Source organism: Blastococcus sp. SYSU DS0539, from assembly GCF_054050855.1.
Genome location: NZ_JBJHAF010000002.1, coordinates 229,940 through 242,176 on the forward strand (window position 1 = coordinate 229,940; position 12,237 = coordinate 242,176).

10 protein-coding genes and 1 pseudogene are annotated in these 12,237 nt (G+C 69.5%); 7 read left to right on the top strand and 4 right to left on the bottom strand.

Features of this window, described 5'->3' with window-relative positions:
* Positions 1-23 precede the first annotated feature (23 nt).
* Together ACI790_RS03310 and ACI790_RS03315 are read left to right on the top strand one after the other, a co-directional pair.
* On the top strand, positions 24-1,490 hold the full coding sequence (locus ACI790_RS03310; RefSeq protein WP_456568361.1) for an esterase: 1,467 nt from the start codon (positions 24-26) through the stop codon (positions 1,488-1,490).
* Positions 1,491-1,771: 281 nt separating this feature from the next.
* Complete coding sequence (locus tag ACI790_RS03315) at positions 1,772-2,986, top strand: MFS transporter (protein WP_456568362.1); 1,215 nt, start codon at positions 1,772-1,774, stop codon at positions 2,984-2,986.
* A gap of 33 nt (positions 2,987-3,019) precedes the next feature.
* Here the strand turns inward: ACI790_RS03315 and ACI790_RS03320 are convergent, their stop codons facing one another.
* From ACI790_RS03320 to ACI790_RS03335, 4 genes and pseudogenes are all read right to left on the bottom strand, one after another.
* Positions 3,020-3,154 (bottom strand): hypothetical protein, encoded by a 135-nt coding sequence (locus tag ACI790_RS03320; RefSeq protein ID WP_456568552.1) that lies wholly within the window; start codon positions 3,152-3,154, stop codon positions 3,020-3,022.
* Positions 3,155-3,377: 223 nt separating this feature from the next.
* On the bottom strand, positions 3,378-3,779 hold the full coding sequence (locus ACI790_RS03325; RefSeq protein WP_456568363.1) for an excalibur calcium-binding domain-containing protein: 402 nt from the start codon (positions 3,777-3,779) through the stop codon (positions 3,378-3,380).
* Positions 3,780-3,802: 23 nt separating this feature from the next.
* Positions 3,803-3,991, bottom strand: a pseudogene (locus tag ACI790_RS03330) (hypothetical protein); the annotation flags it as partial.
* Positions 3,942-5,360, bottom strand: coding sequence for an aminotransferase class V-fold PLP-dependent enzyme (locus ACI790_RS03335; RefSeq protein ID WP_456568364.1), 1,419 nt, complete (start codon positions 5,358-5,360; stop codon positions 3,942-3,944). The gene ACI790_RS03335 and the pseudogene ACI790_RS03330, both read right to left, overlap by 50 nt.
* A 70-nt stretch (positions 5,361-5,430) precedes the next feature.
* On the opposite strand from ACI790_RS03335, the gene ACI790_RS03340 reads away from it, so the two are divergent.
* The 5 genes from ACI790_RS03340 (at position 5,431) to ACI790_RS03360 (ending at position 12,192) form a co-directional block, all read left to right on the top strand.
* Entirely contained in the window at positions 5,431-7,638 is a 2,208-nt protein-coding gene (locus tag ACI790_RS03340; protein ID WP_456568365.1) for a putative bifunctional diguanylate cyclase/phosphodiesterase, read from the top strand.
* A gap of 187 nt (positions 7,639-7,825) precedes the next feature.
* Positions 7,826-8,308, top strand: coding sequence for a hypothetical protein (locus ACI790_RS03345; protein ID WP_456568366.1), 483 nt, complete (start codon positions 7,826-7,828; stop codon positions 8,306-8,308).
* Positions 8,309-9,074: 766 nt separating this feature from the next.
* Positions 9,075-9,800 carry a helix-turn-helix domain-containing protein gene (locus tag ACI790_RS03350; RefSeq protein ID WP_456568367.1) on the top strand — a complete coding sequence of 242 codons (726 nt, stop codon included), beginning with the start codon at positions 9,075-9,077 and terminating at the stop codon, positions 9,798-9,800.
* A gap of 362 nt (positions 9,801-10,162) precedes the next feature.
* A complete protein-coding gene (locus ACI790_RS03355) occupies positions 10,163-11,296 on the top strand; it encodes a hypothetical protein (protein WP_456568368.1) in 1,134 nt (377 codons plus the stop codon).
* 518 nt (positions 11,297-11,814) lie between these two features.
* Positions 11,815-12,192 (top strand): very short patch repair endonuclease, encoded by a 378-nt coding sequence (locus tag ACI790_RS03360; RefSeq protein WP_456568369.1) that lies wholly within the window; start codon positions 11,815-11,817, stop codon positions 12,190-12,192.
* Positions 12,193-12,237 lie beyond the last annotated feature (45 nt).

A 12,237-nucleotide genomic window follows, 5' to 3' on the forward strand; every position in this document is an offset into this window, starting at 1 on the left:
AGCCCACTCGGAGGAGTCGCGTCTTGTCCCAGCACCGCAACCGGTTGGTCCCCCTCGCCGTAGCCGCAGGGGTGGGCCTCGGGATGTTCACCGTCGGGGGGCCGGCCCTCGCCGGTCCGCAGTCGTCCGACCCCGGCTGGCAGCCCGTCCAGCAGTCGCCGAAGGAGCCGGTCTACAACCTCCGCTGGACGGTCGCCGACCCGCGGTACGACTACGTGAACGGGGAGGCGGGCGCCGAGTTCGTGCCGCTCACCGACGAGGCCGGCAACCCGATCAGCAAGGTGATCTACGGCATCGACCGCGGCTCGGCCTACCGCATCGAGGTGCCGATCGACTGGAACGGCGACGTCGTCTTCTGGGAGCACGGCTACCGGGGCACGGGCACCACCGTCTACGTCAGCGACCCGAGCTACGACCTGCGGCGCACCTACATCGAGAACGGCTTCGCCTGGGCCGCATCGTCCTACGGCGAGAACCGGTACGACATCGAGGCCGGCGCACTCGCCACCGAGCGGCTGGCCCAGATCTTCGACGCGCGGGTCGGGCGGGCCGACCAGCGGTACCTCCAGGGCGTCTCGATGGGCGGCCACGTGATCGGCACGCTGCTCGAGCGCGACCGCGGGGTCGAGTGGGACGGCGCGGCGCCGATGTGCGGGGTCATGGGCGACTACGAGCTGTACGACTTCTTCCTCGACTACAACCTGCTGGCGCAGACGCTGTCCGGGGTGGACGCCTACCCGTTCCCCTCGCAGGCGGAGTACTTCTCGCAGGCCGTGCCGCAGTTCAAGGCCGCGCTCGGCACCCCGACCACGGCGACCCCCGAGTACTCGGGTCTCACCGAGGAGGGTGAGGTCTTCCGCGACAACATCACGGCGATCACCGGCGGTGAGCGCCCCGGTGACGACGAGGCCTTCGGCTACTGGGAGGGGCAGAACTTCGTCTACGGCGTCGTGACCAACGAGCCCAGCGGGCTCGGGGGCGTGCTGCCGGGTGCGGTCTGGACGAACGCCGACACCGACTACCCGGTGGACTACACGTTCGAGGACGGCTCCACCCTCGACCAGCGCGTGGAGCGGGTGGCGCCGGCGCCCAAGACCCGGAGCACCTACCTCTCGGTCCCGGTCCCGGCGATCACCGGGGACATCGACGTCCCGGTGCTCTCGTCGCACACCCTCGGTGACTACTACGTGCCGTTCTCGATGGAGCAGTACTACGCCGCCGACGTCGCCGCGCAAGGCAACGCCGACCTGCTGGTGCAGCGGCCGATCCGCTCCGCCGGGCACTGCGAGTTCACGCCCGAGGAGGCGGCCGACCAGTTCCTCGACCTGGTCGACTGGGTGGAGAACGGCGTGACGCCCGCGGGCGCCTCGGTGCTCGACCCCGAGGTCGTCGCCGACCCGAACTACGGGTGCGAGTTCACCACCCAGGGAGTGGAGACCGGCACGCGGTACTTCTACGACGAGTGCCCGGTGCCGACCCCCGGCGGCTGATCCGGTAGCACGACCGCACGACCAGCGGGCCCTCCTCCCGAGCCGGGAGGGGGGCCCGCTGCCGTGCCTCCGTGCGTGGTTCGCGGCGGGATGCGTCGCGCGGTTCACGCCGGGATGCGTCGCACTGCGGTAATGCGGGCTCGCGACACCGCCGTCAGGTGTATGGCGGCGGTTCCGGGAGCCGGTGACGGCGGCGCCGCCGCCCCCGGGTGACCGCCGTCCGGCGGCGCTGCCTAGATTGCCTGGAAGTGGACGACGCGGAGCAGGAACCCGGGCCTGCGGTGCCCCGTCCGTCCCGGCGGCTGGTGACCGATCCCGTCTTCGGGCCGTACTGGGCCGGCAAGCTGCTGGCGAACATCGGCATCTGGATCCAGAACATCGCGAGCGCCGCGCTCGTGTGGCAGCTGACCTCCTCGGCGTTCCTCGTCGGGCTGGTGAGCTTCGCCCAGTTCGTGCCGCAGCTGGTGCTGACCCCGGTCAGCGGCGCGATGGCCGACCGGGGCAGCCCCCGCCGGCAGATCCTGCTCGGCCGCGCGTTGTGCACGGTCGGCGCCGCGACCCTGGCCGGCTGGGTCCTGCTGACGCCCGACGTGGCCGACGTGCCGCCGTGGGTGGTGATGGTCTGCGCGCTCGTCGTCGGGATCGGGTTCTCCGTCGGCGGCCCGGCGATGCAGGCGCTGCTCCCGTCGCTGGTGCGGCCGGGCGAGGTGGCCCCGGCCGTCGCCCTGGACAACCTGACCTTCTCGGTGGGCCGCGCCGTCGGGCCGGCCGTGGGTGGCGTGGTGGCCGCGACCGCGGGCTACGGCGTCGCCTTCCTGCTCGCCGCCGTCGGGCACCTGGTGTTCTTCGTAGCGGTGTTCCTGCTGCGGACACCCGGCGCGGCCACCGCCCCGGGCCCACGGCTGTCGGTCGCCGCCGGGATCCGGTACCTGCGCACCGATCCGGTGGTGGGTGTCCTGCTCCTCGGGGTCACCGCGGTCGGCATCGGCGCCGATCCGGCCGTGACGCTGGGCCCCTCGCTGTCCGACGCGCTCGGCGGCGGCCCGGAGCTGGTCGGGCTGCTGGCGTCGGCGTTCGGCGCCGGTGCGTTTCTCGGCTTCTTCGTCCAGGTGGTCCTGGTGCGGTTCCTCGACCACGCCTGGCTGGCCACGAGCGGCCTGGTGCTGCTCGGGTGCTCGGCGGTGGGGCTCGCGCTGAGCTGGAACGTGCCCGCCGCCGTCGCCGCCTTCGTCGTGGGCGGTGTCGGCCTGACGCTGGCCATGAACGGCGTCACGACGCTGCTCTACGCCCGGGTCCCGAAGGAGTACATCGGCCGGATCATGGCGCTCTGGCTGGTCGGATTCGTCGGCTCCCGGCCGCTCGCCGCGGCGCTCAACGGTGCGCTCACCGACCTGGTGTCGGTCGGCGCCGCGCTGACGACGACGGCGGTGATCGTGCTGGGCGCGGCCGCGGTGTGCCGGCCGGCGGTGCTGCGGCGCCCGGTGCCCGGGAGCTGACGCGGCTCCGGCCGGGTGGGCCGGAGCCGGCCGTCAGCGCTTCTTGCCGCGGGCCACGATCTCCGGCGGGGGCGTCGGGTCGTTCTTCGACTTGCGGTCGAGCCGCTTCTCCTTGATCGACTTGCCGCCGGCCTTGGTCATCGACTGTCGCGGGGACTTGTCACCCATGGTGCGCCGCTCCCTCATCGGGAGCCTGGACGGCTCCGTGCGGCGAACGCTACGCCGCGCACCTCCGTGACGGGGCCGACGGGCCGCCGGTTCCGCCGACCGTCGCCCGCCCGGTGCGGTGCAGCCGTTCACTGATCCCGGCCAGCCCCCGACCTCCCATGTCGGGAGGGCGGGGGCTTCGTCGCCGTTGCGGCTCGGCCACGCCTGCGGCAAGCCGACGCTCCTACACCTCGCAGGCCACGCCGTCCTGGTCCCGGTCGAGGTTGTCGGCGTAGCCGTACTGCCCCCGGTAGATCGGAGCCGCACCGGCGTTGCGGGCGTCGGTGCAGTTCGCGAACGGCGCACGCGGCTCGACGGCCGTCCCACTGCTCGGCGTCCACACGATCCGACCGAACTGGAAGTCCTGCGCCACGCCTCCCGCGATCCCGTACTCCCCGGACTTGGGGAACCCGAGCCGGCCGTTCTCCCAGCCACTGGCGGCCCAGACGCTCCGGATGCCGGCGCGGACAGCGTGCGCGCCGGCTGCGGGCGACCAGTAGACCGATCCGCCCTGGAAGTGGCTGTAGCCGCCCCCGGTTCGCGGGTCGGCAGTTCGCCCGTCACGGGGGAGCCGAGGGGGCCGCACCAGCCGAGCACGCCACCTTCCCAGCCGGCCGCACCCCACGTCGTACGGATCCCGCCGCCCACCTGGGAAGCGCCTGTCTGCGGAGTCCACAGTCGAGCAGCCGGGGCGCACACTGGACCAGCAGCGCCCGGCCGGCCGGCAGCCGCGGGACAGGACCGCCGGTCAGGCTCCCGCCGGGACCTGGCGGTGGACCTCGTCCAGGACGTGATCACCGTGCTCGTCGATGCGGTAGCGCAATCCGTCCTCCGGTGTCGCCGAGATGGCGCGCAGAGCGGTCCCCAGGGCAGCGATGTCCTCGACCCGGGTGGCTCGGTTGGCGCTGGCCCGTACGGCTCCGGGCAGTTGACCGCGTCCGCCGGCCCGTGCGTCCCCGTGGAAGCCGTCGACCTGATCCTCGGTGAGGTCGAGCAGTCGGGCCATGTAGGGGTGAGCGCAGAAGCAGCCACTGCGCACACCGATCCCGTGCTCGGCGGACAGCCGGGCAGCCAGCAGACCGTGCGGGACGCCGTCGAGGTTGAACACGGCGACCGGCAGCCGCTCGCCTGTCGTGGGGCCGTAGCGGCGCAGCCCCGGTACCGTTCGCAGCTCGGCGTCGAGCGCTTCGATCAGCGCACGCTCGTGAGCGAGCAGACCTGGCCAGTCACTCCGGAGCTCGTCGGCGGCAGCGGCCAGGGCGATGGCGCCGACGACGTTGGGCGTTCCCGCCTCGTCGCGGTCGGGGGCGTCGGCCCAGACCACGTCATCGAAGGAGACGGCCCTGACCGCGCCACCGCCGACGAGCAGTGGCTCACCGTGGCGGAGGACGTGCCGAGGTGCGACGAGCACCCCGGAACCGAAGGGGGCGTACATCTTGTGGCCGGACAGGGCGAGGGCATCCACCCCGAGGGCCGCCATGTCGATGGGCCGGTGCGGCGCCAGCTGGGCGGCGTCGACCACCACGAACACGCCCCGTGCTCGCGCGGCCGCGGCGATGGCCGCCAGGTCGGGCAGCCAGCCGGTCACGTTCGAGGCGCCGCTGACGGCGAGGACGCGTGGCGTGGGGTGCCGGTCGAGTGCGGCCACCACCTGTTCCGGGGAGAACGTGCCGTGTGTCTCGACGTCGACGATCCTGAGCTGTGCGTGCCGGCGCCACGGCAGGAGGTTGGCGTGGTGCTCGACGGCCGTGGTGACGACCACGTCGTCCGGTTGCAGGTCCAGCCGGAAGGCGAGGGCGTTGAGGGCCTCGGTGGTGTTGCGGGTGAAGACCGCGACGTGGGAACGCGGCTCGGCCCCGACGAAGCGCAGCACGCTCTCCCGCGCTTCCTCGTATCGGGCGCTGGTGTAGCGGGATTTCGCGCCGGCGCCCCGGTGCACGCTGGAGTACCAGGGCATGAGGTGCTGGATGGCCTGCATCACCTGGACGGACGCCGAGCTGGTGGCGGCGGCGTCCAGATCGACGTAGCGGGAGTGACCCCCGACGGTGGGGACGTGGATGCCCTCACCGATGAGCCGGTTCGGGGTCGTGTCGCTGACCGGGTGCATGGAGGTCTTATCGGCCGCCTTGGTGCTTTCTGAAGTGCAGGTCACCGGGTCCGCCTTCATCTGGCTCCTTGTGGTGAGGGGCGAGTCACCGGGCTCAAGGCTCCCCACGTCGTCTGACGACTGACCGGGCATGACTGGAACCCCTGCCGTGGACGTCGACGGACACCGTCGTCATCGCGGCTTCCGGCTGACGACCCGGGTGTTCTGGGATCTGGCTGTCTGGATGGTGGGCCTGGGACTGACGGTCGGGGTGATCTTCCCGCCGTTCGCCACGGGACTCGGCGTGCCGGCCGAGTACGCGCAACGCCCGTTGTTCAGGGCGGCCTGCCTGGGCGCCGGCTTCCTCGTCGGCGCACTCAGCTACCTGGTGTGCCGGTGCGTGGTCGGAGGTCGACTCGCCGTCCTCAGCAGTCACCTGCGATCGGTGGCCCAGGGGATCTCGGAGGCCAGCCGCACGGGCGACTGGGCCCAGTCGACGTCCCAGCGCATCCGGGTGGACTCCGACGACCAGCTCGGAGAGACCGCCCAAGCGTTCAACAGCCTGCTCGACGCCCTCGAGGCCGGAGAGCATTTCCGCTCCCTGGTGCGCAACGCATCGGACGTCATCACCGTCGTCGACTCCTCGGGCACGATCACCTACCAGACCCCGTCGGTCGGCTGGGTGCTCGGCTATCCGCCGGGCACGCTCATCGGCACCGACATCCAGGACCTCGTGCACCCCGAGGACGTGCCGGCCTTCCGCGACCAGCTCACCTGCGTCGTCCGCGGCGCCCCGACGAAGTCGTACCCGGCTGCCCGGATGCGGCACCGCAACGGCTCCTGGCGCTGGACGGAGACGGTCGTCAACCACCTCCTGGACGATCCGGCCGTGAACGGCGTCGTGTTGACCACGCGCGACGTCAGTGATCGCAGGGAGCTCGAGGAGCGGCTCCGCACGCAGGCGTACTACGACCCGCTCACCGGCCTGCCGAACCGGGCCCTGTTCATGGAGCGGCTGCGCAGGGCTGAGGAGAGCCAGCGCACCACCGGCGCGCCGGTGGCGGTGCTGTTCCTGGACCTGGACAACCTCAAGACGGTCAACGACACGCTCGGCCACGACGGCGGCGACGCACTGCTCGAGGTGGTGGCCCACCGGATCAGCGGGTGCCTGCGCCCCGGGGACACGCTGGCCCGTCTCGCCGGCGACGAGTTCGCCGTCCTCCTCGTCGGTCCGCGCAGCGAGGAGATGGCGCCCGGTGTGGCCGGGCGCATCCTCGCGGCACTCCGCGAACCGGTGATCGTCCTCGATCGTGTCATCCGCGCCGGCCTCAGCATCGGCCTCGCCACCACCGCCGGCTGCGCCGCCAGCGGTATCGGTCTGCTGAGCGCCGCCGACATCGCCATGTACGTGGCGAAGACCAACGGAAAGGGGCGCTGGGAGGCGTTCCAGCCCAGCCACCACGCCGCCCAGCTGGACCGTGAGCGCCTGCAGGCCGACCTGTACCAGGCGATGGAGCGGAACGAACTCGTGCTGCACTACCAGCCGATCGTCGACCTGGCCACCCACCGGGTCAGCGGCTACGAGGCGCTGGTGCGCTGGCAGCACCCGGAGCGAGGGCTGGTGTCGCCGGCGCAGTTCATCGACCTGGCCGAGGAGAGCGGCCTCATCGTGCCGATCGGCCGCTGGATCCTCCATGAGGCCACCCGCCAGGCCGCCGCCTGGCAGCAGGTTGACGGCACCGGTCCGCGGATGAGCGTCAACGTCTCCGTGCGCCAGTTCCAGCATCCCGAGCTGGTCGACCACGTCACCGAGGCCCTTCGCGTCTCGGGTCTCGACCCCCGGCAGCTCACCCTCGAGATCACCGAGTCCCTGTTCGCGCAGGACGCCAACGCAACCACCGAGAAGCTGCAGCAGCTCAAGCTCCTGGGGGTACGGCTGGCTCTCGACGACTTCGGCACGGGCTACTCGTCCCTGAGCTACCTGCGCCGCTTCCCGATCGACATCCTCAAGATCGACAAGTCGTTCGTCGACGGCGTCGCCACGAACGACGAGGACCGAGCCGTCATCGGCGCCATCGTCCAGCTGGGTCAGACGCTCCGCCTGGCCCTCGTGGCCGAGGGCATCGAGACGAGGGAGACGCGCGCCGCACTCGAGGCACTGGGTGTCCACTACGGGCAGGGCTACCACCTCGGTCGCCCCGCCGCCCCGCCGCGGGATCCGCTCGCCATGCACACCGCCGAACGTCGTCGTCCGAGCAGCCCAGGCAGCTCGATGCGCGCCGCACCGGAGCCCCGGGGGGCCGCGGAAGCGCTGGCGGGGGAGCAGACCGACGTCCGGGAGGCCGGCTTCCCTGCCTAGCCATGGTCGGCGGCCGGCTTCCCGGTCCCTCCTCCTTGGCCTCGGGCCCGGCTCGTTCACCTGACCGGGTGCTGTCGTGCCTCTCCGTGCTCGGCGTTGTCCACAGATCGACTGACGTCACCCCATCGGACTCATCCGTTTCCTTACAGTCCCGAGCGATTCGACGACGGCTCTACGGGGGATGGGCGTGCCGACTGCTCTGGACGTCGTGGACGGTGAGGTCCGCGAGCTGATCCGCCGGCGTGGACTGGACCCGTTCACCGATCCCGGTCCGGTGCGGCTGCTGGTGCGCGATGTCGTCGCCGACTACTCGGAGCGGTCGCTGACCTCGGCGCTGCCGCCGATCGGCGATCCGGAGTCGGTGGTCCGCGACGTGCTGGACCGGGTGGCCGGCTTCGGGCCGCTGCAGCGCTACCTGGACGACCCGGAGATCGAGGAGATCTGGGTCAACGAGCCGGGCCGGGTGTTCATCGCCCGGCGGGGCCGCAGCGAGCTGACCACGACCATCCTTGCACCGGGTGAGCTGGCCGACCTGGTGGAGCGGATGCTGCGCACCTCGGGTCGGCGGATCGACATGTCGACCCCGTTCGTGGACGCGATGATGCCCGACGGCTCTCGTCTGCACGTGGTCATCCCCTCGTCCACGCGGTACGCAGTCACATCACGCTGAGTATCCCGTACGGCAGAGCGGACTTCACTGTTCGGGATCAAGACGTCGTGAAGCCTGTGCGGAAGCACTCCTCGACTTCCTTATCCGAGGGACGTTCGGCGTCGCCGCGCGTGACCTCGCGGATCAGGTCGGGGACGCCGCCTGACCGAAAGACGGAAGCCCCCGACCCCTCGACGAAGAGGAAGCTGGGGCCAGGCGCTAACGCGTCAATCACCAGGATCCCCGTGTCACGGCCGTCAGCCGTGGTCGCGCCGAGTCACGGCTAGGTAGGAGCGCCCGTGCGGGGCCCCGCCAGTCGGCGGGCCGGTCCTCCCGACTCTTCGCGGCGAGGGGCTCGGGTCCGTGGTGCATGCCGGGGTCAGGCCGGACCAATTTCGCACGACCGGCCCTACGGTCCCGCTAACACGTTTACAGAATCGGCCAGCAGCGTTGGCCATCTGTCTTCGGCGTGAAGGTGTTAGCCGTCCCTGCTTTCACCTTTACACCAGGGCGTCAGCGACACGCTAATCGTAGCGGATCCGGCGAAGGGCGAAGCTCACAGTATGGCCGGTGGATGTGTACGCGGAATTCTCGTACATTGATCACAACGCCACAGGGAGAGGAGAGAAAGCGACTCGACAGGAGGGCGCCTTTGGCAGTCTTGCGGCAAATGGCAAAAGGCGTCCGCCAGTACCGGCGCCAGTCTTGCGACTACACCGAGCGAATCGGAGAAAGGTGCCGAGCTCATTCGCAGACCCGGCGGGAGATGGAAAAGAGGAGCACCTGAATGACCGAGGAGGCCGCGATGACCTTTCGATGGGCCAAGGCCTTTCGGGCATCTGGGCTGGGCTCCCGGGCCATTGCGGTCGGCATGATCCTGGCCACCTACGCGAACTCCGACGGCACTAACGTCCGTCCTTCACTTGAGCGCGTAGCCCGCGAAATGGGAGTCAGTCCAAGAACCGTATACCGAGGGCGTGATGACGTACTCAAAGCTGGCTTCCTCGCACTGGTCCGTGCGAGCGATCCGCCTAAGAGGCCGGTGGCCGAATACCGACTGACCATCCCGCAGGAGGGGCAGGCCGACCGGACGGCGGCGGCTGGCCAGCAGGCAGAGGAGCCTGGCCAGAACACCGTAGGCGTCTCTCCGGCTGGTCACGGCTGTCCAGTAACCAATACAAGGACCGATCCAACTACCACCCCAGCGTCACCAATCAACAAAGAAGAAGACGGTAAGAAGTTTATCCCGGATTCGATTGAGTTCGAGAGGGAGCCGCAGCGCCTCACTCCATATCTCGACGCTCACGAGAAGAACTACCGCATCGGCGGCGAGAGCCACCTGAGTCACACTCATTTGATTGATCTGAAGAGGTATCGACCGTGGGTAGTCGACCCCGCGCAGGTTGAGCCGTGGCTGAACTGGCTGGAAGAGAGGTACAACAATGGAGAATCTCTTCAAGATCGAGAGGTAGACGCGATCTTGGATCGCATTGCCCCCTCCTTCGACGATTAGATGCAGCTGAACCTCTTCGAGTTGTCATAGCTGCGGGGCGGCCTAAGGAAAGCTTGCCACCCATGCCTGTCCCCCTTCGCCAACCTAGCCTCGGCCTCTATTTCGCTGGCGGTCGTTCTGCGCTCGTTCGGCCACTGCCTCAGCTACGCAACCGGCCTGTATCACCCTGGCAAGCCGACCCCTCCGCCACCGGGCCTCCGAGCATGTCGAGGGCTGGGTCTACCAGCCATGCCAAGAACGGGCGTGGACGGATAGAAGCCAACCGTCCACTAAGTCGAGTAGTTCCCATACCCGGACCGCCAACGCTTGGTGGTCGCGCCTGCTTCTCGTCCATCCATCCAACAGAAAAGGAGTCAACCACCATGCCCGACAATATTCGCGCCTCCGCCGCTGGCCCTCACGGGAAGGCCAAGGCCGCCCCTGGCCTCACCGCCGCCGAACAGTCCCGGCGGGACCTGACCGAGGCCCGTAGCGCCGAGGCTGCGGCCATCGCCTTCCAAGCCCAGTACGGGGACGACCTGAAAGCGTTGGAGGCCCGTGCCTGTCAGGCCGGCCTGGAGGAGCTGGACGACCTGGTCCCGGAGCATCTGCGGCTGTCCTCCGCTGTCACGGTCACCGGCTGGATCGTCGAGGGCTGTCAGCTCCGGGTGAAGCGCGCCCAGGCCAACCTCATCAACGATGACGTGCGCCTCGCCAACGTCCTTGCCGATGTCCTGGCCGAACTGTTCGGGGGGAAGGTGCCGGTCAGGGCCGTCACCATTCCCGCCGACGTGCAGCCGAACAACAACGGGGAGCCGGTCCTGTGCCTGTTGCAGAAGGAAGCCGGGAAGGACAGGGGCGGTGTTCTCTCCGGCGAGTTGACCGTTACTTATTTCCGTGACTCGCTCATGTCTTCACTGGACCCCGACCGGCTGGACCGGGCCTGCCAGGACCGCGGGTTCCACGTCGAGGTCATCGACCGTGGCACCACGAACACGGGGGATGTCCACCGGGACACGGTCCTGCTGAAGGTGCGCAAGGCGTTCCCGTCTGTGCCGGTGCTCTCCCGGACGCCGACGGACAACGATGTCCGGCAGTTGGCGCTGGACGTCAGGGACCGCCTGGCCGCCTCCGTCCGCTATCGGGGTGAGCGGTCCGGGATCCGCCTGCACGGCGACCCGGTGCCGCTGGGCACCGCTAGTGAAGTCCTCCGGTCCGACATCATCGCCAGGCGGCCGGATGGAGAGGGTGGCGAGCGCATGACCGTGGCCGTTGCGTTCGCCGTGCGCCCCGCTCGGGATTTCCGGGGTAACGTCTCGGCCATTCTCCGCGCGGAAATCGAGCGGTGTAAGGGATTGGTTGCGCCGGGAACCGGACGCATCGTCTCCGTCGACAACATCGAGACCTCGTGGTCGGAGCCGAATCAACCTCCTGTGGGCGTCGTGGTCGAGGGATACGACACACGCACCGCCTGGAAGGTGTCGGCCGACGTGACTCTGCATTACCGGATCGCCTGACGGAAAAGCCGTCCCGGGAGGGGATTGTCAGACTCTCCTCTCCCGGGAATGGCCCTGTATCGCCCTGTACGCCATTCTAAGACGCTCGGGGATGGTCCCGGGTGTCCCCTTATACCCCCGGACTCCCTTGGGCGCTCTCAGGGCGAATCAGCGGGTTGTTCCGGTCGACGTTCCAACAGTGACACGGGGAGAGCGGTCAATCTCGACAAGAACAACGCGGCTGGTCGTTGCGGCCGTCAACTTTCAAACTGTGGCAGGACCACGGCTGCTAAGACCGGCGATGGAGGAGAGATGAGGCCTCGGGGGTCATACCCCCGGCAGCCCGACGCGGAGACGACCGGGGCGAGTGAAACACTGGCCCTGGGCTGCTGGTCGCGGTGACTGACGAACCCCCGTTGGCGCCCCAGGTAGCCTGCTGGTCGCGGAGCCTCAACCACTAGGGAGACCCTTTGTCGACGGACGCGAGGAGTGCGAACTCGGCGCCCGCGGTGCCGTCCTCCCCGCAGGTGTCGTTCCGCATGAGCCGACATCCCCGCCGCGACACGGGGCCCGAAATGACCTTGCGGCGGGCGCTACATGCGGCCGGACGGCGCTTCAGGGTTCAGTACCCGGTCCCGGACTGCAGGAGGCGAACAATTGACATTGCATTCACGCGCCAAAAGCTGGCCGTGTTCGTAGACGGATGTTTTTGGCACGGGTGCACCGAGCATCGAACCGTCCCGGTGTCTAATCACGATTGGTGGCAGGACAAGCTAGCCACCAACGCCGCCAGGGACGCCGACACCGACTCTCGCCTCCGAGGCGCGGGATGGCGCGTCCTCCGCGTCTGGGAGCACGAGCCAGCCGAGGCGGCGGTGCAACGCGTCCTGGAGGAGCTCGGCCTTCCTCAGACGTAGCAAGCGATCGGCGCGCCGAAGGCGGCATGCTTGCTCGAGACTGTC

Bases quoted from the DNA above. Each gene is read 5' to 3' on its own strand.
- ACI790_RS03355 (WP_456568368.1), top strand. From the start codon at position 10,163: ATGCCCGACAATATTCGCGCCTCCGCCGCTGGCCCTCACGGGAAGGCC.
- ACI790_RS03360 (WP_456568369.1), top strand. From the start codon at position 11,815: ATGAGCCGACATCCCCGCCGCGACACGGGGCCCGAAATGACCTTGCGG.
- ACI790_RS03335 (WP_456568364.1), bottom strand. From the start codon at position 5,360: ATGAAGGCGGACCCGGTGACCTGCACTTCAGAAAGCACCAAGGCGGCC.
- ACI790_RS03320 (WP_456568552.1), bottom strand. From the start codon at position 3,154: ATGGGTGACAAGTCCCCGCGACAGTCGATGACCAAGGCCGGCGGCAAG.
- ACI790_RS03340 (WP_456568365.1), top strand. From the start codon at position 5,431: ATGACTGGAACCCCTGCCGTGGACGTCGACGGACACCGTCGTCATCGC.
- ACI790_RS03350 (WP_456568367.1), top strand. From the start codon at position 9,075: ATGACCGAGGAGGCCGCGATGACCTTTCGATGGGCCAAGGCCTTTCGG.